At 72.8% G+C, this 22,793-nt stretch carries 21 protein-coding genes; 13 read left to right on the top strand and 8 right to left on the bottom strand.

What is annotated here, in order from left to right; all coding sequences use genetic code 11:
* Positions 1-24: 24 nt before the first annotated feature.
* From SNA_RS30570 to SNA_RS30560, 3 genes are all read right to left on the bottom strand, one after another.
* The gene (locus SNA_RS30570; RefSeq protein WP_030070747.1) at positions 25-672 is read right to left on the bottom strand and encodes an amino acid ABC transporter permease; all 648 of its coding nucleotides are present in this window, start codon (positions 670-672) and stop codon (positions 25-27) included.
* 134 nt (positions 673-806) lie between these two features.
* Positions 807-1,715 carry a glutamate ABC transporter substrate-binding protein gene (locus SNA_RS30565; protein WP_044367789.1) on the bottom strand — a complete coding sequence of 303 codons (909 nt, stop codon included), beginning with the start codon at positions 1,713-1,715 and terminating at the stop codon, positions 807-809.
* Between the two features lie 56 nt (positions 1,716-1,771).
* Positions 1,772-2,557 (bottom strand): amino acid ABC transporter ATP-binding protein, encoded by a 786-nt coding sequence (locus SNA_RS30560; RefSeq protein ID WP_030070750.1) that lies wholly within the window; start codon positions 2,555-2,557, stop codon positions 1,772-1,774.
* Positions 2,558-2,830: 273 nt separating this feature from the next.
* On the opposite strand from SNA_RS30560, the gene SNA_RS30555 reads away from it, so the two are divergent.
* From SNA_RS30555 to SNA_RS30540, 4 genes are all read left to right on the top strand, one after another.
* On the top strand, positions 2,831-3,529 hold the full coding sequence (locus SNA_RS30555) for a response regulator transcription factor (RefSeq protein ID WP_030070752.1): 699 nt from the start codon (positions 2,831-2,833) through the stop codon (positions 3,527-3,529).
* A gap of 16 nt (positions 3,530-3,545) precedes the next feature.
* Positions 3,546-4,961, top strand: coding sequence for a sensor histidine kinase (locus SNA_RS30550; protein WP_030070754.1), 1,416 nt, complete (start codon positions 3,546-3,548; stop codon positions 4,959-4,961).
* A gap of 251 nt (positions 4,962-5,212) precedes the next feature.
* Positions 5,213-5,416 carry a cold-shock protein gene (locus SNA_RS30545; protein WP_030070756.1) on the top strand — a complete coding sequence of 68 codons (204 nt, stop codon included), beginning with the start codon at positions 5,213-5,215 and terminating at the stop codon, positions 5,414-5,416.
* A 3-nt stretch (positions 5,417-5,419) separates the two neighbouring features.
* On the top strand, positions 5,420-6,898 hold the full coding sequence (locus SNA_RS30540; RefSeq protein WP_420823527.1) for a DEAD/DEAH box helicase: 1,479 nt from the start codon (positions 5,420-5,422) through the stop codon (positions 6,896-6,898).
* Between the two features lie 29 nt (positions 6,899-6,927).
* On the opposite strand, the gene SNA_RS30535 is transcribed toward SNA_RS30540, so the two are convergent.
* The gene (locus SNA_RS30535) at positions 6,928-7,926 is read right to left on the bottom strand and encodes a TAXI family TRAP transporter solute-binding subunit (protein WP_030070760.1); all 999 of its coding nucleotides are present in this window, start codon (positions 7,924-7,926) and stop codon (positions 6,928-6,930) included.
* Between the two features lie 55 nt (positions 7,927-7,981).
* The gene (locus SNA_RS30530) at positions 7,982-8,884 is read right to left on the bottom strand and encodes a LysR family transcriptional regulator (protein ID WP_044367788.1); all 903 of its coding nucleotides are present in this window, start codon (positions 8,882-8,884) and stop codon (positions 7,982-7,984) included.
* A 137-nt stretch (positions 8,885-9,021) separates the two neighbouring features.
* On the opposite strand from SNA_RS30530, the gene SNA_RS30525 reads away from it, so the two are divergent.
* On the top strand, positions 9,022-9,678 hold the full coding sequence (locus SNA_RS30525; protein WP_044367786.1) for a maleylpyruvate isomerase family mycothiol-dependent enzyme: 657 nt from the start codon (positions 9,022-9,024) through the stop codon (positions 9,676-9,678).
* Between the two features lie 125 nt (positions 9,679-9,803).
* Entirely contained in the window at positions 9,804-11,075 is a 1,272-nt protein-coding gene (locus SNA_RS30520; protein ID WP_044367785.1) for an FAD-dependent oxidoreductase, read from the top strand.
* A gap of 14 nt (positions 11,076-11,089) precedes the next feature.
* Here the strand turns inward: SNA_RS30520 and SNA_RS30515 are convergent, their stop codons facing one another.
* Entirely contained in the window at positions 11,090-11,818 is a 729-nt protein-coding gene (locus tag SNA_RS30515; RefSeq protein WP_030070768.1) for a TetR/AcrR family transcriptional regulator C-terminal domain-containing protein, read from the bottom strand.
* Positions 11,819-11,991: 173 nt separating this feature from the next.
* Here SNA_RS30515 and SNA_RS30510 point away from each other — a divergent pair, with 173 nt between their 5' ends.
* The gene (locus SNA_RS30510; protein WP_044367783.1) at positions 11,992-13,692 is read left to right on the top strand and encodes an FAD-dependent monooxygenase; all 1,701 of its coding nucleotides are present in this window, start codon (positions 11,992-11,994) and stop codon (positions 13,690-13,692) included.
* Here SNA_RS30510 and SNA_RS30505 read toward each other — a convergent pair.
* Positions 13,673-14,569, bottom strand: coding sequence for a 4Fe-4S domain-containing protein (locus SNA_RS30505; protein ID WP_044367781.1), 897 nt, complete (start codon positions 14,567-14,569; stop codon positions 13,673-13,675). The genes SNA_RS30510 and SNA_RS30505 overlap by 20 nt on opposite strands.
* 249 nt (positions 14,570-14,818) lie before the next feature.
* Between SNA_RS30505 and miaB the strand changes: the two genes are divergently transcribed.
* Together miaB and SNA_RS30495 are read left to right on the top strand one after the other, a co-directional pair.
* Complete coding sequence (gene miaB / locus SNA_RS30500) at positions 14,819-16,336, top strand: tRNA (N6-isopentenyl adenosine(37)-C2)-methylthiotransferase MiaB (protein ID WP_044367779.1); 1,518 nt, start codon at positions 14,819-14,821, stop codon at positions 16,334-16,336.
* 124 nt (positions 16,337-16,460) lie between these two features.
* A complete protein-coding gene (locus SNA_RS30495; RefSeq protein ID WP_044367778.1) occupies positions 16,461-17,174 on the top strand; it encodes a class III extradiol dioxygenase subunit B-like domain-containing protein in 714 nt (237 codons plus the stop codon).
* On the opposite strand, the gene SNA_RS42895 is transcribed toward SNA_RS30495, so the two are convergent.
* Complete coding sequence (locus SNA_RS42895; protein WP_044367776.1) at positions 17,171-17,521, bottom strand: hypothetical protein; 351 nt, start codon at positions 17,519-17,521, stop codon at positions 17,171-17,173. The two genes, SNA_RS30495 and SNA_RS42895, sit on opposite strands and share 4 nt — an antisense overlap.
* 189 nt (positions 17,522-17,710) lie before the next feature.
* On the opposite strand from SNA_RS42895, the gene miaA reads away from it, so the two are divergent.
* From miaA to SNA_RS30470, 4 genes are all read left to right on the top strand, one after another.
* Complete coding sequence (miaA, locus tag SNA_RS30485) at positions 17,711-18,649, top strand: tRNA (adenosine(37)-N6)-dimethylallyltransferase MiaA (protein WP_030070777.1); 939 nt, start codon at positions 17,711-17,713, stop codon at positions 18,647-18,649.
* Positions 18,650-18,757: 108 nt separating this feature from the next.
* The gene (locus tag SNA_RS41735) at positions 18,758-19,432 is read left to right on the top strand and encodes a hypothetical protein (RefSeq protein WP_030070779.1); all 675 of its coding nucleotides are present in this window, start codon (positions 18,758-18,760) and stop codon (positions 19,430-19,432) included.
* 55 nt (positions 19,433-19,487) lie between these two features.
* Positions 19,488-20,360, top strand: a complete 873-nt coding sequence (dapF, locus tag SNA_RS30475; RefSeq protein ID WP_030070780.1) for a diaminopimelate epimerase — start codon at positions 19,488-19,490, stop codon at positions 20,358-20,360.
* A gap of 171 nt (positions 20,361-20,531) precedes the next feature.
* Entirely contained in the window at positions 20,532-22,703 is a 2,172-nt protein-coding gene (locus SNA_RS30470; protein ID WP_044367775.1) for a RelA/SpoT family protein, read from the top strand.
* Positions 22,704-22,793 lie beyond the last annotated feature (90 nt).

Below are 22,793 nucleotides of genomic sequence, written 5' to 3'. Positions count from 1 at the left end.
TGCTGCCCGTCCCTGCTCGCCCGCTCACCGCACGACCGCCATCCGCCGCTCCAGCAGCCGGAAGACCCCGCTGATGGCGAAGGTGATGATGAGGTAGGCGAGGGCGACCCACAGGAAGATCAGGGCGATCGCATACCCCTTGTCGCTGAGCAGCTTGGCGACGCCGAACAGCTCGGTGACGCTGAAGGCGCCCGCGATCGCGGAGTTCTTCGTCAGCGCGATGAAGATGCTGCTCAGCGGCTGGAGCACGGTGCGCGTGGCCTGCGGGAGGACGATCATCCGCAGGGTCTGGCCGAACGTCATGCCCAGGCTGCGCGCGGCCTCCGCCTGGCCGACCGGCACCGTGGAGATACCGGACCGTACCGCCTCGCACACGAACGACGAGGTGTAGCAGCCCAGCGCCAGCATGGCCAGTACGAACGGGCTGGCCCCCCGGAACAGCAGCTCCGGGACGACGAAGGTCGCCACCAGGAACAGCAGCGTCAGCGGGGTGTTGCGCAGCAGCGCGACCCAGGCCGTCCCGAACGCGCGCAGCGGCGGGATCGGGGAGACCCGGAAACCGGCTATGACAACGCCGAGCACCAGGGCGATCACGGCGCTGGCGCCGGTGATCGCCAGGGTCCCGAGGAACCCGTCACGGAACTGGGGCAGATAATCGAGGAGTACGTTCATGGGGTCTCCGCGGAGCGGTCGGGTCGTCGGCGGTCAGGGGCGGTCCGGGCGCGGGGCGGCCGGAAGACGGCACGCCCCGCACACCCGCCGCGGCGGGCGTACGGGGCGCACCGTCAGCGGAGCGCGCGAGCGCCTCAGTACCGCGGCAGCGGCGTCTGCGGGGCGACGTACTTCGAGCCCGACTTGCCGAGCGTGTTGGTGTACGCGGTCTTGTAGTCGTTGTTCTCGATGTGGTGCTCCAGCGCCTTGGTGATCGCGTCACGCAGCGCCTTGTCGTTCTTGTCCATGCCGACGCCGTAGGGCTCCTTGGTGAACGGCTTGTCCACCACGCGCAGCTTGTCGGGACGCTGGGCGGCGTAGCCCTTGAGGATCGCGTCGTCGGTGGTCAGGGCGTCGGCCTGGCCGTCGAGCACCTTCTGGACGCAGTCGGAGTACTTGTCGGACTCCTGGGTGTGGGCGCCGTACTGCGGCTTCTTGATCTCCTGGAGCGGAGTCGAGCCGGTGATCGAGCAGACGTTCTTGCCCCGGAGCGAGTTCGGCCCCGTGATGCTCTTGTCGTCCTTGCGCACCAGGAGGTCCGCACCCGCGGTGTAGTACGGGCCCGCGAAGCCGACCTGCTTCTTGCGCTCGTTGTTGATCGTGTAGGTGCCGACGTAGTAGTCGACCGCGTGGCGGGAGATCGTGGTCTCACGAACGTTGGAGTTGATCGTGTGGAACTCGATCTGGTTCGTGGAGAAGCCCAGGTCCGCCGCGACCATCTTGGCGATCTCGATGTCGAAGCCGGAGTACTTCTTCGTCGAGGGGTCCTGGTAGCCCAGGAAGGGCTGGTCGGCCTTGACACCGATAATGAGCTTGCCGCGCTTCTGCGCCCGCTTGAGCGTCGCGGAATCGATCTTCACATTCTTGGCGGCCGTGTAGTCGTGGCTGTAACCGCCGCCGGCCGGCTTGTCGCCCGCCGAGCCCGACTCGCCGCCGCACGCCGTCGCCGTGAGCCCCAGCGCGAGCACCACCGCACCGGCCGCAGCCGTTCTACGCATCTTCATCGTCAACATCCTTCGGTTCTGCATGTGTTGGCAATCATGGTGGCTCACCTACGGCCTCAGTGATGGAGGATCTTCGACAGGAAGTCCTTCGCCCGGTCACTGCGCGGGTTGGTGAAGAACTGGTTCGGCTCGGCCTCTTCGACGATGCGGCCGTCCGCCATGAAGACCACACGGTTCGCCGCGGAGCGGGCGAAGCCCATCTCGTGGGTGACGACGACCATCGTCATACCGTCCCGGGCGAGCTGCTGCATGACGTCCAGCACCTCGTTGATCATCTCCGGGTCCAGCGCGGAGGTCGGCTCGTCGAACAGCATCACCTTCGGGTCCATCGCCAGCGCCCGGGCGATCGCCACCCGCTGCTGCTGGCCGCCGGACAGCTGCGCGGGGTATTTGTCCGCCTGGGTGCCGACGCCGACCCGGTCGAGCAGCTCGCGGGCCCTCTTCGCGGCGCTCGCCCGGTCCTTCCTGCGGACCTTGAGCTGACCGAGCATCACGTTCTCGAGGACCGTCTTGTGCGCGAAGAGGTTGAACGACTGGAAGACCATGCCCACGTCGGCGCGCAGCCGGGCCAGCTCCCGTCCCTCCTGCGGCAACGGCTTGCCGTCGATGGTGATGCCGCCGCTGTCGACCGTCTCCAGCCGGTTGATGGTGCGGCACAGCGTCGATTTGCCGGATCCGGACGGCCCGATCACCACGACGACCTCGCCGCGGTGAATGGTCAGGTCGATGTCCTGGAGCACGTGCAGCGCGCCGAAGTGCTTGTTGACGTTGTCCAGTACGACCAGCGGGTCACCCGTCGGCGCGGGCCCCTCGTCGTTCTTGGTCACCGATACTTCGCTCATCGGCGTACAGCTCCGTCCTCCTCGGTTGGGAGGACAGTAATGAGACCCCGTGAACAGCGTCATTACATCTGAGGGAGAATTGAGCATAACGATCCGGCCGCATCCGGACACTGCGTGTGAAGGGGGGCGGGCGGAGGACGGGCCTCCGGTCGTACCGGGTGGGTAACGGATGACGGACTCGGGGCGGCCGCCTCTTGACGGGCACGCCTCCCATCCCCGTAGATGCCCTGTGGCCTGTCCGAATCCGCCCGTACGCACCGAAGGAGGAGGCCGATGAAACTGCTGCTCGTCGAGGACGACGACCATGTCGCCGCGGCCCTGTCCGCGGTGCTGGCCAAGCACGGCCTGACGGTACGGCACGCCCGCAGCGGCGAGGAGGCGCTCCAGGCCCTGCTGCCCGACCCCGGTGAGGACGGTTTCGCCGTGGTACTCCTCGACCTCGGCCTGCCCGACCAGGACGGTTTCGAGGTCTGCGGCCGCATACGGAAGGTCAGCACCACCCCGGTGATCATGGTCACGGCCCGCTCCGACATCCGCTCGCGCATCCACGGCCTCAACCTCGGCGCCGACGACTACGTCGTCAAGCCCTACGACACCGGCGAACTGCTCGCCCGTATCCACGCCGTCAGCCGGCGCCGGACCGGCGCCGAGCAGCCGGCCGCCGAGGGCTCCCTGCGCCTGGGCGCCGTCATCCTCGAACTCCCCACCCGCCAGGTGTCGGTGGACGGTACCGCCGTGCCGCTCACCCGCAAGGAGTTCGATCTGCTGGCGCTGCTCGCCCAGCGCCCCGGGGTGGTCTTCCGCCGGGAGCAGATCATCAGCGAGGTGTGGCGCACCAGCTGGGAGGGCACCGGCCGCACCCTGGAGGTGCACATCGCCTCGCTGCGCGCCAAACTGCGGATGCCCGCACTGATCGAGACCGTACGGGGCGTGGGCTACCGCCTCGTCGTCCCCGCCTCCCCGGCTTCCTGAAAGCCGCCCCGACCCCGTGCGTACCCGACTCCTCCCGCTGCTCATCGCCCTGATGACCGCGGTTCTGCTTGCGCTCGGCTTCCCGCTCGCCATGATCACCGCGGGGGTGGAGCAGCAGAAGGTGGTCGTCGACCGGATCGACGACGCCGCGCGGTTCGCCGCCCTCGCCCAGTTCGTCACCGCCCGCCCCGACGCGGGCAACGCCACCAAGAGTTCCGACGAGGGGGAACGGCGGGCCACCCTCGGCGCCGAACTCGCCCGCTACTACGACCTCTACGGCATCCGCGCCGGCGTCTTCTACCGCGACCGCAAGCCGATGTGCGCGGCCCCCCGCGACCTGACCGTCGCCCGCGACGGCGAGGCGGCCCAGGCGTTCAGCGAGGCCCTCGCCGGACGCCGCAGCCACGACCCGCGCCAGATCTGGCCCTGGGACGACCATGGCCGGATCACGGTCGCCTCGCCCGTCATCCGCGACGGTGACGTGGTCGCGGTGGTCGTCACCGACTCGCCCACCGACCAGCTGCGCTCGCGCATCCTGCGCGGCTGGCTGGTGACCGCGGCCGGGGAGTGCGTGGCCATGCTCATCGCCCTCGCCGCGGCCTTCCGGCTGACCGGCTGGGTGCTGCGGCCCGTACGGGTGCTGGACGCCGCCAGCCACGACATCGCCACCGGCCGGATGAAGGCCCGTGTCGCCGCCACCGCCGGACCGCCCGAACTGCGGCGGCTGGCCCGCTCGTTCAACGAGATGGCCGACCACGTCGAGGACGTCCTCGAGCAGCAGCGCGCCTTTGTCGCCGACGCCTCCCACCAGCTGCGCAACCCCCTGTCCGCCCTGCTGCTGCGCATCGAGCTGTTGGCCCTCGAACTCCCCGACGGCAACGAGGAGATCGCCTCGGTCCGCACCGAGGGCAAACGCCTCGCCCGGGTCCTGGACGACCTCCTGGGCCTGGCCCTGGCCGAACACACCGCCGCCGACCTCCAGCTCACCGACATCGGCGCGCTCGCCGCCGAACGCGTCGACTCCTGGCGTCCGCTCGCCGACGACAAGGGCGTACGGCTGACGTACGAGGGCCACAGCGCGGTCACCGGCTGGGCCGACCCCGTGGCGCTCTCCAGCGCCCTGGACGCCGTCGTCGACAACGCCCTGAAGTTCACCCCGCCCACCGAGCCGGTCACGGTCGCCGTCGCACCCGACGGCGAGCGGGTCACCATCACCGTCACCGACCGCGGGCCGGGCCTGACCGACGACGAACTCGCCCGGATCGGCGACCGGTTCTGGCGCAGCAGCCGCCACCAGAACGTCTCCGGCTCGGGCCTGGGCCTGTCGATCACCCGCGCCCTGCTCGCCGCGGGCGGCGCCGACATCGGCTACGCCCCGCATCCGCCGCACGGCCTGAAGGTCACCGTCACGGTGCCGCGCACCGGCCCGTGATCCATGCCGTGATCCGGCCCTTGATCCAGTCCTTGATCCAGCCCGTGACCTGCGGCGGGGCGGCTGTGCTAGTGTGAACTGCGTTGCAGTTGTGGTACCCATGAACGTTGTGCGCGCCCGGTGGCTGGAAGCCCCGGGCGTTCCTTGTTTCCCGGACATGTTCCGGTGTGGGGCGATCATCTCGGAACGAATCTCGACCAACACGGGAGCCGCACGGTGCGGCTCCTGGTTGCCCCATGAAGGAGAAACACATGGCTACCGGCACCGTGAAGTGGTTCAACTCGGAAAAGGGCTTCGGCTTCATCGAGCAGGACGGCGGCGGCCCCGACGTCTTCGCCCACTACTCGAACATCCAGTCCCAGGGCTTCCGTGAGCTCCTCGAGGGCCAGAAGGTCAGCTTCGACGTGACCCAGGGCCCGAAGGGCCCGCAGGCGGAGAACATCATCCCCGCCTGACGCCTGCGCGTCTCGTGGACGGGGCCCGCACCGGACACCCCGGTGCGGGCCCCGTCCCGTCTCCGTACGGGAACCACCCCTCCCCCTACGCGCACCCCCAACCGCTCCCCTGAAGGGCTTTTCGTGACCCGAGCGACCGCACCGCGACCGAGCGCCGCCCCGAAGACGTCCACCCCGGCGCCTTCCGACCCGCCCGCCTGCTCTTTCGACGAGCTGCCGCTGGCACCGGCCCTCCTGACCGCGCTGCGGGCCCAGGGCCTGAGCACGCCGTTCCCCATCCAGGCCGCCACCCTGCCCGCGACCCTCGCCGGCCGTGACGTCCTCGGCCGCGGCCGCACCGGCTCGGGCAAGACCCTCGCCTTCGGGCTCGCGCTGCTCAGCCGTACCGCGGGCCGGCGCGCACAGAGCAAGCGGCCCCTCGCCCTGGTCCTCGTCCCCACCCGTGAACTCGCCGGGCAGGTCACCGACGCGCTCGCGCCGTACGCCACGGCGCTGGGACTGCGCACCGCCACCGTCGTCGGCGGCACCTCGCTCAACCGCCAGGCCGACACGCTGCGCCGCGGCGCGGAGGTCCTGGTCGCCACGCCCGGGCGGCTCGCCGATCTGCTGGACCGGGGGGCCTGCGCGCTCGACGACGTGGCGATCACCGTCCTCGACGAGGCCGACCAGATGACCGACATGGGCTTTCTGCCGCAGGTCACCCGGCTGATGCAGAAGGTCGCCCCGAACGGCCAGCGGATGCTGTTCTCCGCCACCCTCGACCGCAATGTCGACAAACTCGTTCGCCGCTTCCTGACCGACCCGGTCACCCACTCCGTGGACCCCTCGGCCGCGACCGTCACGACCATGGAGCACCACGTCCTGTACGTGGACGACGACGTCAAGCGCGCCACCGCCGCCGAGATCGCCGCCCGCGACGGCCGGGTGATCATGTTCGTGGACACCAAGCGCGGCGCCGACCGCCTCACCAAGCATCTGCTCGCCCAGGGCGTACGGGCCGCGGCGCTGCACGGCGGCAAGTCCCAGCCGCAGCGCACCCGCACCCTGGAGCAGTTCCGCACCGGCGTGGCCTCCGTGCTGATCGCCACCAACGTCGCCGCCCGCGGGATCCACATCGACGGCCTCGACCTCGTCGTCAATGTCGATCCGCCCACGGAGGCCAAGGACTATCTGCACCGCGGCGGCCGCACCGCCCGGGCCGGCGAGTCCGGCACCGTGGTCACCCTGGTCACCCCGGCCCAGCGGCGCGATATGACCCGTCTGATGCGCCAGGCGAAGATCACCCCGTCCACCGCCACGGTCCGCCCCGGCCACGCCGACCTGATACGGATCACCGGCGCCCGCACCCCTGACGGCACCCCCGTCCAGCTCACCCCGCCGGCCCCGGCCCCGTCGCCGGCCGCCCCCGGCGCCGCCCGGCGCCGCCGCCCCCGCCGCGGCCGCCCGTCCCGACGGCCCGCCCAGAGCTCCAAGGGGGCGTAGGGGCCGGGGGAGCGCCCTTCCCGGGCGCCCTACGGCTTGACCGACACGTAGTACCGCCGGGCCCCCCGGTGCAGCGGCAGCGGATCGGTGAACACCGCCGTGCGCAGGTCCACATGCTGTGCGGCATGCACCTGGCGGCCGATCCAGTCGCGGCTGTCGATGACGGTGCGGGTCATGCCGAAGGTCAGCGCGGCGTCCTCCCGGTCCGTCGTCACCAGCAGGTTCGCCACCGCGATGGTCTTCACCGCCTGCCCGTTCTGCACCTTCGGATAGGCATCGGCCGGCATCGCCGCCGCCCGGTAGTAGCGCGTGGGCTCGCCCTGCGCATGCAGGGCCGTGCTCAGATCGCCGAGCTGGACCAGCCGGACGGGGTACTGCTGCGCAAGGCGCTGGACCGCGGTGGTCGGCAGACCGCCCGACCAGAAGAACGCGTCCAGCTTGCCCTGCCGGAGCAGGGTGGGCATGCGGTCGATGCCGACCCGTACCGGCTCGATGTCCTTGTCGAAGTCCAGCCCCGCCGCCTTCAGCAGCCGCCGGGTGATCAGCTGGACGCCGGAGCCGTCCGAGCCGACCCCCACCCGCAGCCGCCGCAGCTGCTTCGCCGAGTGGACCGCCGAGCCCTTCGGCACCACCAGCTGCATGTAGTCGTCGTACAGCCGCGCACAGGCCCGCAGCCGGTCCGCGCCCGGCTCGTGCCGGGCCCGGTAGGTGGAGACCGCGTCCGCCGTCGCGATGGTGAACTCCGCGTGCCCGCTGACCAGTTGGCGCAGATTGTCGATCGAGCCCTCGCTGCGCGTCAGCCGCAGATCCACATCCGGCATATCGCGCGCCAGCTCCTGCTTCAGCAGCTCCCCGTAGCGCGCGTACACCCCCGTCGGCACCCCGGTCGCCAGCGTCACCCGCCCGCCCGGTGCGCGCTCGCCGCCCATCGAGAGCAGCCACCACGCCACCAGGGCGAGCGCGACCAGTGCCGCGCACGCCACCTGGAGCGTCCGGCGGCCGGATATTCGGGGCAATGCGGAGACCATGGGCGGGATCCTGCCATTACCCGGCCGCCAGGGGGAGGGCAGATGCCCAACCGTGCTACCGGAGGGCCGCCCGCAGCAGTTCCAGGAAGGCCCTGGCAGCGGGCCCGGACGGCCCGTCCGACCGCCAGACCAGCGCGATCCGGCCACGTGGCCGCGGCTCTCCGGCGAGCGGCAGGGTACGCAGCCCGTACGCCCGCGCCGCATCGGCCGGCAGGGCCGGTACGACGGCCACCCCCAGCCCCCGCGCGGCGAGCTGCGCCAGCAGATGCGGCGAGCCCGCCTCGAAGGCGATATGGGGCCGGAATCCCGCCGCCGCACAGAGCCGTTCGAGCACCGCGCGCAGCCCCGTACCGGGCGGCAGGCTGATCAGCGGGCGGCCGCGGAGCGCGGTGGGCGGCAGCTCCGTACGGCCCGGGGGCGCCACCAGCGGATCGTCCGGCGCGACCGCGGCGACCAGCGGCACATCCAGCACCAGCTGGGCCGAGATGCCCGGTGGCGGCTCGTCCGCCAGCCCGATCACCGCGATATCCAGCTCGCCGCCGCGCAGCGCCGCCAGCATCCGCTCGGAGGTGTCCTCGGTGAGGGCCATCTCGACCGTGGGATGGGCGTCATGGAAATCCGCCAGCAAGGACGCCACATCGAAGCGGTCGGCGGTGGCCCCGGAGACCATCCCGAGGGCGACCCGCCCCCGCAGCAGCCCGGTGAACTCCGCCACCGTCTCGCGCACCCCCTCGACCGCCGCGAGCGCCGCCCGCGCATACGGCAGGACGGCCTCGCCCACCGCCGTCGGCGTCACCCGCCCGCCGGACCGGTCCAGCAGCGGCTCCCCCAGCTCCCGCTCCAGCTGCCGGATCTGCGCGCTCACCCCGGGCTGCGCCAGATGCAGCCGGGCCGCGGCGCGGGTGAAGTTCGCCTCCTCCACCACGGCGACGAAGTACGCCAGCTGCCGAAGTTCCACGAGCGCTCCCTAGCCATAACTATTGCTTCTGACCGCAAGAAGATCAGTCTCTTGGACTTATACCGTCCGGGCCGACAGGCTGAAGGGGCGGCCCCGACCTACGTGCCTGGTCAACGGCCAGGGGGAGGAGACCATCCATGGACAGCGGCAGAGAAACCACCACCGCCGATGCGACCGCGGCCGTCAAGGCCGCCATCGCCGCCGAACGCCGGGACCTCGCGGACCTGCTGGACGCCCTGCCGCCCGCGGCCTGGGACGCGCCGAGCCTGTGCGCGGGATGGCGGGTGCGGGAGGTCGCCGCCCATATGTCGATGGGGTTCCGGTACCCCTTCGGCCGGCAGGCGCGCGCACTCCTCAAGGCCCGCGGCAACCTCCACCGCATGACCGACCGCCTCGCCCGCCACGACGCGGCCACCGCCTCGCCCCGGGAACTGGCCGCCTTCCTCCGGGACAACGCGGACCACCCCTGGAAGCCGCCGTTCGGCACCCCCGCCCTGGCCCTGGGGCACGACGTCGTCCACGGCCTGGACATCGCGCTCCCCCTGGACCTTCGCCGCCGCGTCCCCGAGGACCGGCTGCGTATCGTCCTGGACACGGTCAGCCCGCGCTCCGCGAAGTTCTTCGGCGCCGCGCTCTCGGGCGTCGCCCTGCATGCCGACGACCTCGACTGGTCCTTCGGCAGCGGTACGCCCCTGTTCGGCGCCGCGCAGGACCTGCTGCTCGTCGCCTTCGGGCGCGCGCTGCCGCCGGGCCGCCTCCGGGGCGAGGCGAGCGGACGGTTCACCGCCGCCTGACGGCTACGGCGCCCGGGCGGCGCCGCGCCGCGCGCCGTTTCTTCCGCCCGTCCGCGCGGAACGTCTCCCCCGCGGGGCGCCTCCCACCGCCGGGAGCCTCCGCCGCCGTGAAGGGAGTGGTGGCGATGGAGCGGACCACCTGCTGTGTGGTCGGCGGCGGGCCCGCCGGCATGGTCCTCGGCCTGCTGCTGGCCCGTGCCGGTGTGGACGTCACCGTCCTGGAGAAGCACGGGGACTTCCTCCGCGACTTCCGCGGCGACACCGTGCACCCCTCCACCCTGGCGCTGCTGGACGAGCTGGGACTGGGGCAGCGGTTCGCCCGGCTGCCGCAGCGCCGGGTGACGACCGTGCAGCTGCCGCTCGGCAGCGACGGCACCCTCGTCACCGTCGGGGACATCGCCGCGCTGCGCGGCAGGTTCAACTACATCGCGATGGTGCCGCAGTGGGATCTGCTCGACCTCCTGGCGGACGAGGCCCGGCGGGAGCCGACCTTCTCCGTCCGGATGAACACGGAGGCGACCGGCTTCCTGAGAGAGGGCATGGGGGTCCCCCCTGGTCGAGCGAAGCCGAGAGCTCGGGGGAGAGTGACCGGCGTGCGCTACCGCACCGCGGACGGCCGCACCGGGGAACTGCGGGCCACGCTGACCGTTGCCTGCGACGGCCGCGGATCGCTCGCCCGGTCGCTTCCCGAACTCGCCCTGCGCAGCTTCGCCTGCCCGATGGACGCGTGGTGGTTCCGGCTGCCGCGGCGCGACGGCGATCCGCGCGGGCTCGTGGGCGGCGTCGGCGAACGGCTGCTCGCCGCCATGATCGACCGCGGCGACTACTGGCAGTGCGCCGCGCTGATCCCCAAGGGAAGCGACGCCGAGCGCCGCGCCGCCGGTCTCGAACCGTTCATGCGCAGCTATGCGGCCGCCGCTCCCTGGCTCGCGGACCGGGTGCGGGCGCTGCGCTCCTGGGACGAGGTCAAGCTGCTCGACGTAAGGCTCGACCGGCTGCGGCGCTGGCACCGCCCCGGGCTGCTCTGCCTGGGCGATGCCGCACATGCCATGTCCCCGGTCTTCGGCATCGGCATCAATCTCGCCGTCGAGGATGCGGTGGCCGCCGCCCGGTATCTCGTCGGGCCGCTGCGCACGGGCACCGTCGGCCTGCGGGACGTCCGCGCCGTCCAGCGCCGCCGCTGGCCGACCGCGGCCCTGACCCAGGCGCTGCAACGCTTCGCCCATGCGCGGGTCATCGCGCCCGTACTGGCGGGTCAGGCGCCCTTCGGCAATCCCCGTCGGGCACGGCGGATCGCCGAACGGCTGACCACCTCGCGCCGGCTGAACCGGCTCCCGGCGTACTTCCTCGCCTATGGCGCCGTACGGGAGCGCCCGCCGGCGGCGTCGGTGCGCTGAGCGGCCGGCGCCCGCTACCCGACGGAGGCGCCGCGCACCCGGGCCGCGACCCCGTCGAGCACACAGGCCAGACCGAACTCGAACTGCTCCTGCGGAGCGCGGTCCTCGGCCTCGACCACCCGGCGGGCGAACTGCGGATAGGCGCCGCTCTCGACGACCTCGCGTATGTACGGCCCGACGCTCGCCCGCCACTGCTCCTCGGTCAGCCCGGACCGCCGCTGCGCCTGGAGCTCGGCCAGCTCCTGGGTGACCGCGCCGAAGACGTACGCCATGACCGTGTCGACGACGCCGGTGGCGAGGGTGATGTCCGGGGTGAGGGCGGCGGCAGCGGTGAGCGCGAGGTCGTGCCGGCGCAGGGAGTTGGCGCCGAGCGCCGGACGGCCGGTGAGCTCGGAGCCGAGCCAGGGATGACGCAGCAGGGTGGCGCGGAGGTCCCGGGCGATGCCGGTGAGGTCGGCCCGCCAGTCCCCGGTCAGCGGGGGCGGCCCCTCCTCGCCGTGGACGTCGTTGATCATCAGGTCCAGCAGCTCGTCCCGGCCGTCCACATAGCGGTAGAGCGAGGCGGTGCCGGAGTCGAGGTCGGCGGCCACCCGTCGCATCGACAGGGCGTTCACCCCTTCGGCGTCGGCGATCACGATGGCCGCCTGCACGATCCGCTCCACGCTGGGGGCCTGACGGCGCGGCGTGCGCCGGGCCTTCTGCCACACCAGGGCCGCCTCGGGCCCGTCCGTCGCCTCGGCCATCGCTTCTCCCCGTCCCGGTCGCCGTATGTCTCTGGGCGTCTACCTCTGGGCGTCTCTCGAAATCTCTTGCGAACAGCGTACCGCAATGGCTACGCTGTTTCCATAACGCGAACACCGTATCCATAACGGCGCCGCGGGCTCGGCTCGGCGGCGTCATCGCGGGGGGAGAAGTCATGCAGGAGATCCGAGTTCCCGTCCTGATCGCCGGCGGCGGCACGGTCGGTCTGTCGGCCGCGCTGTTCCTGGCGCACCACGGCATCGCGTCCCTGGTCGTGGAGAGCCAGGCCGGGCCGTCCCGCCATCCCCGGGCCACCGGACTCGGCCCGCGGACCGTGGAATTCCTGCGCGAGACCGGCGTCGAGGAGACGGTCGGCGCCGTCGCCGTCGATATGTCGACCGGCGGCCTCGGCAAGATTTCCGCCCGCACGCTGGCCGAGGCCGATCTGTCCGCCGCGGCGGCCGAGCAGACACCGGTGCTGCGGCACAGCTCCCCGGCGGGCGCGGAGGTGAGCCCGGCGGCGCTGCGCGGCACCTGCCCGCAGAACCGTCTCGACTCCGTCCTGCTGCCGGCCGCCTGCGAGCGCGGCGCGCAGGTCCTGCACGGGGCCCGTCTGGTCTCGTTCGCGCAGGACGGCGACGGCGTCACCGCGCTGCTCGACGTCCAGGAGGGCCCCGGCGGCTCCGACGGGAACACCGTCCGCCAGGCCGTCCGGGCGGACTATCTGGTGGCCGCGGACGGCGCGCGCAGCGGCGTGCGCGGCGCGCTCGGCATCGGCACCTCGGGCCCGGGCCCGCTCGGCGGTCACAACATCAGCATCCTCTTCCGCGCCGACCTCGGCCCGTACACCCAGGGGCGGTCGTTCGTCGCCTGCAACATCACCGCCCCCGAGGCGCCCGGCATGCTGGTGACCGTCGACGGCGAGAAGGAGTGGATCTTCCACACGCCGTACGACCCGGACGCCGGCCAGACGCCCGAGGACTTCACGCCCGACCGGTGCCGGGCGCTGATCCGCGCCGCGACCGGCGCCCCCGGCCTCGACGCGGACGTGCTCAGCACCCTGCCCTGGCGCCCGCGCGGCCTCCTCGCCGACCGCTTCCACGACGGGCGGGTCTTCCTGGTCGGCGACGCGGCGCACACCATTCCGCCCGTGGGCGCGTTCGGTCTGAACACGGGGATCGCCGACGCCCACAACCTGGCCTGGAAACTGGCCGCCGTCCTGCGCGGCCAGTCCGGCCCCGCCCTGCTCGACAGCTACGAGGCCGAACGCCACCCCGTAGGAGCGCTCGTCCTGGAACAGGCCCTGCTGCGGCTCGCCGACCCCCGGCTGCACTGGGACCAGGGCCCCCAGGCCCCGGCGGCCCGCGCCGCGGCCGGAGCGCTCAACGCACCGGTGGTCCACCTGGGATACCGCTACGCCTCCGGCGCGGTGATCGATCCGCAGCCGGACCTGCCCTCCCCCGAGGACGTCGCGCACAACCTCGACGGGACCCCCGGCTCCCGCCTCCCGCACCTGTGGCTCGAGCAGAACGGCCCGGAAGCTCCCGGCGGCAGCCCGGGGAGGATCTCCACGCTCGACCTGGTCCGCTCCCGATTCACCCTGCTCACCGGCTCCGGCGGCGCCCCGTGGATCCCGGCGGCACGGGAGGCGGCGGAGCGGCTCGGGGTTGATCTGCACGCGTACCGGATAGCCCCCGGGGCCGCGGTGACCGACCCGGAAGGCCGCTGGCCGGGCATCGCCGGTATCGCCGAGGACGGCGCGCTCCTGGTGCGCCCCGATCAGTTCGTCGCCTGGCGCACCGCCACCCTGCCCAGCCACCCGGCCGAGGAGCTGATATGCACCCTCGGGCGGCTGCTCACCAGCGCACCGCGGTGAAGTCCACCGGCCGCGGCTGCAACTCCCGCACGCGTGCGGTCAGTTGCCGCATCCGCTGTGCCATCTGCGGGGCGGGCAGTCGCTTGCGGTCACCGTGTCCGGCCAGTAGCCATTCGAAGCGCAGCCGCCCGGCCGTGCGGGCCAACGACGCGGCCAGCTCCGTGATCGAGTACCACGTGACGCTGTCGGCCACCTCGATGTCGTCCGTCGTGCGCGACCAGTAGAAGCTGTCCCCGCTGAAGCAGTACCGCTCATCCGCCACATAGACCACGCTTCCCCGAGTGTGGCCCGGCAGCGGATGGGCGTGTACGCCCTCGGCGATCTCCACGGTCTCCGTCCCCCGCAGCACCCGGTCCGCATCGGGAGCCGCATCCAGATCGCCCTCGTGGATCCACAGCCGGGCCCGGAACCGGTCGGCATACCGGCGGCCGTGCGCCGCATGGTCGCGGTGGGTGAGCAGCACATCGGTGATCGGCCCGAGCCGCTCGTACCGCGCGGCCAGCGCTTCGCTCCAGCGCGGCGTGTCGATCATCATCCGGGCCCCCGAGGGCCGCCGCAGCAGAAAGGAGTTGGCCCCGGCGGTGTGCGGGGAGTTGTGCCCGCACAGGTGGACGGCGTCGTCGCCCGCGTCGAGCGGCAGCGGATACGGGTCCTGTGCGGCCTCCAGCCGCCGGGACGGGTGCCGGACCGACCGCGAGGGGCAGGCGAACGCGGCCGCATACACCAGCCGCTCCTCCGCCTCCCCGCGCGGCTGCCGCACCACCACGGACCGTCCCCCGGCCTCCTCGATCAGCCCCGGTGCCAGCTGCCGCGCGACATCGCAGTTGGTGCAGCGGTCGTCGACGTACCAGCCGCCCGCGTTCCCGTCTTCTTTCATGGTCGTCTCGCTCCTTGTGGGGCGCGGACCGGTTTCGGGTCCGCGTGTCACGACCTTCCCTGGTGGCGGCCGGAAACGGGAAGGGGGGCAAGGTCTTGTGAGTTCGGGCCGGGGGGTTTCTGGCGGCGAGGCGGAATGAGTCATGATCATGTCAAAATCGGCGACGAGGCGGGCCGGTGTGCCGCGTCGCTCGGCCCGGAGCCCGGCCGCCGTGGAGGAGTGCGGCCGGCGCCCCCTTAACCTTGAAGAATGACCAGCAGCAGCGACCGGAGCCATGACGTGCGTTCTCCCAAGACCTATGCGATCCGCACCTACGGGTGCCAGATGAACGTTCATGACTCCGAGCGGTTGTCGGGTCTCCTGGAGGACGCCGGATACGTCCGGGCACCCAAGGAAGCCGACGGGGCGGACGTGGTGGTCTTCAACACCTGCGCGGTGCGGGAGAACGCCGACAACCGGCTCTACGGGAACCTGGGGCAGCTCGCGCCCAAGAAGGCCGAGCGCCCCGGTATGCAGATCGCCGTGGGCGGCTGCCTGGCGCAGAAGGACCGCGACACCATCGTCAAGAAGGCCCCGTGGGTGGATGTGGTCTTCGGTACGCACAACATCGGTCAGCTGCCCGTCCTCCTGGAGCGCGCCCGTATCCAGGAGGAGGCGCAGGTCGAGATCGTCGAGTCGCTGGAGGCGTTCCCCTCGACGCTGCCCACCCGGCGCGAGAGCGCCTACGCGGCCTGGGTGTCGATCTCGGTCGGCTGTAACAACACCTGCACCTTCTGTATCGTCCCGGCGCTGCGCGGCAAGGAGAAGGACCGCCGGCCCGGCGACATCCTCGCCGAGGTCGAGGCGCTGGTCGCCGAGGGCGTCAGCGAGATCACCCTGCTCGGCCAGAATGTCAACGCCTACGGCTCCGACATCGGCGACCGCGAGGCGTTCTCGAAGCTGCTGCGCGCCTGCGGAAAGATCGAGGGCCTGGAGCGGGTCCGCTTCACCTCCCCGCACCCGCGCGACTTCACCGACGACGTCATCGCCGCCATGGCCGAGACGCCCAACGTCATGCCGCAGCTGCACATGCCGTTGCAGTCCGGCTCCGACAGCGTCCTGAAGGCGATGCGCCGCTCGTACCGCCAGGAGCGCTTCCTCGGCATCATCGAGAAGGTGCGCGCCGCCATGCCGGACGCCGCCATCTCGACGGACATCATCGTCGGCTTCCCGGGCGAGACCGAGGAGGACTTCGAGCAGACCCTGCACACCGTCCGCGAGTCCCGCTTCGCGCAGGCCTTCACCTTCCAGTACTCCAAGCGCCCCGGGACCCCCGCCGCCGACATGGAGGGCCAGATCCCCAAGGCCGTCGTCCAGGAGCGCTACGAGCGGCTGGTCGCCCTCCAGGAGGAGATCTCCTGGGAGGAGAACAAGAAGCAGGTCGGCCGCACCCTGGAGGTCATGGTCGCCGAGGGCGAGGGCCGTAAGGACGGCGCCACGCACCGGCTGTCCGGCCGCGCGCCCGACAACCGCCTGGTGCACTTCACCCGCCCCGACGAACCGGTCCGGCCCGGCGACATGGTGACCGTCGACGTCACCTACGCCGCCCCGCACCACCTCCTGGCCGAGGGCCCGGTCCGGTCCGTACGCCGCACCCGCGCCGGCGACGCCTGGGAGAAGCGCAACGCCGCGCCGGCCGAGAAGCCCCAGGGCGTCATGCTGGGCCTGCCGACCATCGGCGCACCCGCACCGAGCCCGGCACCCACGGCGGGCTGCGGCTGCGACTGACCGCCGCCGCGCCCTGACCGCCGTCATGCTCTGACCGCCGCCGCGCCCTGACCGGGGGCGATCCGTGCCGACCCGGTGTTCCTGTGCCGAGCCGGTGTTCCTGACGCCTTGTTAGGGTGCGGCCATGCTCGTAGCCGCCGCCATCTGCCCCTGTCCGCCGCTGCTCGTCCCGGAGGTCGCCGCCGGGGCCGCACCCGAGCTGGACGGGCTGCGGGCCGCCTGTCTCGACGCGGTCGGGGTGCTGGCCGCCGCCCGGCCCGACCGGCTGATCGTCCTCGGCCCGGCCGAACAGGCGGGGCGCGGCCCGCATCCGCAGGGCGCCCTCGGCTCGTTCCGCGGCTTCGGGGTGGACCTTGAGGTGTCGCTGGGCGCCGCGGACGACGAGGCACCCGAGCGCGAACTCCCGCCCTCGCTGGCCGTCGGCGCCTGGCTGCTGACCCGCGCGGACTGGGACGACGCGCCCGTGGAAGGGCTGGGCGTGGGCGAACCGCTGACCCGCGACCGCTGCCTCCCGGTGGGCCGTGAGCTAGCCGCCTCCGCGCCCCGTATCGCCCTCCTGGTGATGGGCGACGGCAGCGCCCGGCGCTCCGTGAAGGCGCCGGGGTACTTCGACGAACGGGCCGAGGGGTTCGACGCGGCGGCGGCCCGCGCCCTGGGCTCCGCCGACACCGCCGCGCTCACCGCCCTCGACGAGGAACTCGCCGCCGACCTCCAGGCCTCCGGCCGCGCCTGCTGGCAGGTCCTGGCGGGCGCGGCCCAGGGCGCGGACCTCCGCGGCGAACTCCTCCACGAGGAGGCGCCGTACGGGGTCGGCTACTTCGTGGCGGCCTGGTCCTAGGCCCGGTCGTCGGCTTCACTGTCGGCCGCCGCCGCGGCGGACTGCTGCCGCGGGATCCCCGGGCTTCCGGCGGCGGACGCCGTTCCGTCGTGCTCGGTGGCTCTCCCGGAAGCGGAGGTCTCCGCGGCAGGCGCACCGGCCTCCTCACCGTCGCCCGGCAGGGCCTTCCCCGACTCCGGGTCGTCCCCGGACTCCGTGGCGTCCCCCGACGACTCCCCGGCCTCCGCCCGATCCACCGACTCCGACTCCGAGTCCGTCGCAGCCACCGCCGACTCCCCGGCCTCGTCCGACGGCATCCCGCTCCCGCCCGACTCCTTGCGCCACCGCAACCGCGAAAACAACCCCATAACCGCTCCTAAGCACCTATGTGCGACTCATACGGGTGAAATCCACCACATCCCGGAGCGTCCCATTGCGCCGCCCGCGGGCGCCGGTTGTGCACCGGCTCTCGGGACCTCGAACAGGCAACGAGGCCATACGTGGCCCGTCACGTCGCTCGTTCGGGACGTGGGCGTGATGTTTGCGAGACTGGCGGGGTGAACACCGCCGTCCCCGCTCCGCGGGTCATTGCCGTCGTCGGCCCCACCGCGGCCGGAAAGTCCGATCTGGGCGTCGCACTCGCCCGCCACCTGGGCGGCGAGGTCATCAACGCCGATTCCATGCAGCTCTACCGCGGCATGGACATCGGCACCGCCAAACTCACCCCCGAGGAGCAGCAGGGCATCCCGCACCGCCTCCTGGACATCTGGGACGTGACGGAGGCGGCCAGCGTCGCCGAGTACCAGCGACTGGCCCGCGCCGAGATCGACCGGCTGCTGGCCGAGGGGCGTACGCCGGTGCTCGTCGGCGGCTCCGGCCTGTACGTACGCGGCGCCATCGACGCCCTCGACTTCCCCGGCACCGACCCCGAGGTGCGCGCCCGTCTGGAGGCCGAACTGGCCGAAGCGGGCAGCGGCGCCCTGCACGCCCGGCTGGCCGCCGCCGACCCGGAGGCCGCCCGCGCCATCCTGGCCAGCAACGGCCGCCGCATCGTGCGCGCCCTGGAGGTCATCGAGATCACCGGCCGTCCCTTCACCGCCAACCTCCCCGGCCACCACGCCGTCTACGACACCCTCCAGATCGGCGTGGACGTGGAGCGTCCGGAGCTGGACGAGCGGATCGCGCGGCGGGTCGACCGGATGTGGGACGCGGGCCTGATGGACGAGGTGCGGCGCCTGGAGGGCGAGGGGCTGCGCGAGGGCCGTACGGCGTCCCGGGCGCTGGGCTATCAGCAGGTGCTCGCGCACCTGGCGGGGGAGTGCACGGAACAGGAGGCGCGCGAGGAGACGGTGCGCGCCACCAAGCGCTTCGCGCGCCGCCAGGATTCCTGGTTCCGCCGGGACCCGCGGGTCCACTGGCTCAGCGGCGCCGCGGACCGTCGGGCGGAGTTGCCGCGGCTGGCACTGGCGTTGCTCGAACGACCGGTCACAGCCTGATCACGTCATGGCATCGGGACGCTCCGGCCGTCATCCGGGCCGCTGAGGGCGTGTCATCATCGACCTTCGATCGAGGCGTGCAGTCTGGAGTGGGGAGGGCGCGTGGCAATGGAGGCCGGCCCTCGCAACGGAGCCCGCGAACGACTCGGGCAGACGGACCACCCGGACGGCGCCGCACTGCCGGCCCAGGACGGCCCGGACAGCCCTGAGGCCGTCGACGGCAGGGACCGTACGGATGCCCTGGACGACGGGGATGTCCTGGACCACCCGGCGGGCCTGAGCGATCCGACCGACCCGACCGACTCGGACGCCGCGGACGGTCTGGACGACCCGGCAGATCTGGACGGCCCGGCCGGTCTCGGCGACCCGGCCGCCGCCCTGGACGCCCCGGACCCTCTCGACGACCTGGACGTCCCCCACCCCGGCGCTCCCGCCGAAGGCGGCGAGTCCTTCCGGGAGCTGCGCCCCCCGCGCCGGCTGCGGCTGTGGCAGCTCGCGCCGGTCGTGGTGCTCGCCTCCGTCGGCTCGCTGATGTTCGGGTTCCCGCTCGCCTTCGAGTTCGGCGGCGACGGCGGCGCCGTGATAGCGATGCTCGGTCTGCTGCTGTGCTGCTGCGCCGCGGGCTGGGGCATGATGGCCGCCCGTCGCGCCGGTCACACCTGGCCGGGGATGCCCTCCCGGGGCTCCGGCCGCCGTGCCCGGTGGCACATCGTCGTCCTGTATGCCGCGGTGGTGGCCGTCCTGGCGGCCCTCGCCATCTTGCGGGTGGCCCGGCTGCGCTGACCGCGGCCGCACCCCGTACGGGCGTCCGGGCCCGTGCGCCCGTACGATTCAGCTTGTGACCACACCGCGTATCGCTTTCCTCAAGGGCCACGGCACCGAGAACGACTTCGTGATCGTTCCCGACCCCGAGGGCCGGCTCGACCTGTCCGCGGCCGCGGTCGCCCGGATCTGCGACCGGCGCGCCGGGGTCGGCGGTGACGGGCTGCTGCGCGTCGTACGGGCCGCGGCGCATCCGGAGGCGCGCGCACAGGCGGACGAGGCCGAGTGGTTCATGGACTACCGCAACGGCGACGGCTCCGTCGCCGAGATGTGCGGCAACGGCGTCCGCGTCTTCGTCCGCTATCTGCTGCACGCGGGCCTGGTGGAGGCAGGCGATGTGGCCATCGCCACCCGCGCCGGCGTGCGCCGGGTGCATCTGGCCAAGTCCGGCGATGTCACGGCCTCCATGGGGCGCGCCGAGCTCCCCGAGGAGGGTGTCACGGTCACCGTGGACGGCCGCAGCTGGCCGGCCCGTAACGTGAACATGGGCAATCCGCATGCGGTCGCCTTCGTCGAGGACCTCGCGCACGCCGGGCATCTGCGGGAGGCGCCGCCGTTCGCCCCGGCCTCGGTGTATCCGGACGGGGTGAACATCGAGTTCGTCGTCGACCGCGGTCCGCGCCATGTGGCGATGCGGGTGCACGAGCGCGGCTCGGGCGAGACCCGCTCCTGCGGCACCGGGGCCTGTGCGGTCGCGGTGGCCGCCGCCCGCCGGGACGGCGCCGACCCCGCCGTGACCGGTCTGCCCGTCACCTACACCGTCGATGTCCTCGGCGGCAGCCTGTCGATCACCGAGCTGCCCGACGGCACGGTCGAGATGACCGGCCCGGCCGTGATCGTCGCCGAGGGCACCTTCGATCCGGACTGGCTGACCACAGTCCTCGCCTGACCGGGAGGACTTCGCCCGCGAATTCGCTCGAATGGGTGATCTGTTTCACTCTGAGCGAGAGGGGGTCAGCGGTGCGTGATGGGCTCGGTAGCATCAAGCACCGGCCCGGACGTTCCCATGTGATGCCGAGGGAGGGCGTCCCGCCGCCGGTCGACGCCGCCGGAGGTGCCCATGAGCGCAGAGGCCACTGACCCCGAGAGCCCGGACGCACCGGGGCGCAGGCGTGCCCGGCCCCGGCCGGCCGTGCGGGGCCTGCGCCGTATCGGGCGTGCCGCGCTGCTCGGGACGGCCGGCCGCCACGGCCTCCCCGACGCCCTCGAACACGTCGCCAAGGTGCACCGCCGCCACCACCCCGACGCCGATCTGGACATCCTGAGCAAGGCGTATGTGCTGGCCGAGTCCTCCCACCGCGGCCAGATGCGCAAGAGCGGCGAGCCGTACATCACCCACCCGCTGGCGGTCACCCTCATCCTCGCCGAACTGGGCGCCGAGACCACCACCTTGACCGCCTCCCTGCTCCACGACACCGTCGAGGACACGGAAGTGACGCTCGATCAGGTGCGGGAGCGGTTCGGCTCCGAGGTCTGCTATCTGGTCGACGGGGTCACCAAGCTGGAGAAGGTCGACTACGGCGCCGCGGCGGAGCCCGAGACCTTCCGCAAGATGCTCGTCGCCACCGGCAACGACGTGCGGGTGATGTCCATCAAGCTCGCCGACCGGCTGCACAACATGCGCACCCTCGGCGTGATGCGCCCCGAGAAACAGGCCCGGATCGCCAAGGTCACCCGCGATGTGCTCATTCCGCTCGCCGAACGGCTGGGAGTCCAGGCGCTCAAGACCGAGCTGGAGGACCTGGTCTTCGCGATCCTGCATCCGGAGGAGTACGCCACCACCCGCCGCCTGGTCGCCGAGCACTCCGTCCGCCCCGACCCGCTCGCCGCCATCGCCGCGCGGGTCCGTACGACCCTGGACGAGGCCAGGATCCCGGCCGAAGTCCTGGTGCGGCCGCGGCATTTCGTCTCCGTGCACCGGGTGCGGCTGGCCCGCGGCGAGCTGACCGGCGCGGACCTGGGGCGGCTGCTGGTCCTGGTGACCGAGGACGCCGACTGCTATGCGGTCCTGGGTGAGCTGCACACCTGCTTCACCCCGGTGGTCTCCGAGTTCAAGGACTTCATCGCCGCCCCGAAGTTCAACCTCTACCAGTCGCTGCACACCGCCGTCTCCGGCGAGTTCGGCCAGATCGCCGAGACGCTGATCCGTACGCACCAGATGCACCGGGTCGCCGAGGCCGGGGTGATCGCGCTGGGCAATCCGTACGCCCCCACGGACGGCCCGGACGCCCCGGACGGCGAACGGGCCGACCCGACCCGCCCGGGGTGGCTCTCGCGCCTCCTGGAGTGGCAGCGCACCACCCCCGATCCGGACACCTTCTGGACCTCGCTGCGCGACGACCTGGCGCAGGAGGGGGAGATCACCGTCTTCTGCACGGGCGGCCCGCCCGGCGGCCCCGCGGACGGCGCCATCGGCCTGCCCGCCGGGGCGAGCTGCGTCGACGCCGCCTACGCCCGGCACGGCGAGGCGGCGCACTGCTGCCTCGGCGCCCGGGTCAACGGCCGCCTCGCCACCCTCGCCACCGTCCTGCACGACGGCGACCGCCTGCACCTCCTGATGGCGCCCGACTCCGCCACCGGCCCGGCCCCCGAGTGGCTCGACCACGCCCGTACGCCCGCCGCCCGGCTCGCCATCTCCCGGTGGCTGTCGCGGCCCCCGGGGCAGGAGAGCGGCGAGCGCCCCCAGGACCCGTCCCCGCCCGGTCCCGCCGCCTGCCCCGGAGCGGGTGCCCCGGCCGAGCCCACCCCCGCCGGCGTCCTGGCCGTCGCGGATCTGCCCGGTGCCTCCGTACGGCTGGCGGGCTGCTGCACACCGGTGCCGCCGGACAACGTCACCGGGTTCGCCGTACGGGGCGGCACGGTCACCGTGCACCGCGCCCTGTGCCCGGTCGTCGCGCGGATGGCGGCGACCGGCCGCCAGCCGGTCGGGGTGCGCTGGCGCTGTACGGACCGCACCGGGCACGGCTGCCGGGTGACCCTCCTGGCCGAGGCCTTCAGCCGGCCGCACCTGCTGGCCGACCTCACCGAGGCCATCGCCGCCCAGGGCGCCGCCGTGGTCTCCGCCGCCGTCGAGCCCCCGCACGAGCAGCGGGTACGCCACACCTACACGCTGCATCTGCCCAACGTCGCCGGGCTGCCCTCCCTCATGCGCGCGATGCGTGAGGTCCCGGGGGTGTTCGACGTGCTGCGCGCGGGCCGGGACCGGCCGACGGCCGCACTGCGCGCCCGGTAGACCCCGCCCCACGCCGCCCCAGACCGGCCCCACGCCGCCCCAGACCGGCCCCACGCCGCCCCAGACCGGCCCTAGCAGTCCCGCACCCGG

The organism is Streptomyces natalensis ATCC 27448 (assembly GCF_000935125.1).
Classification (GTDB): Bacteria; Actinomycetota; Actinomycetes; order Streptomycetales; family Streptomycetaceae; genus Streptomyces; species Streptomyces natalensis.
This window is presented reverse-complemented; position numbering and strand designations above follow the sequence as displayed.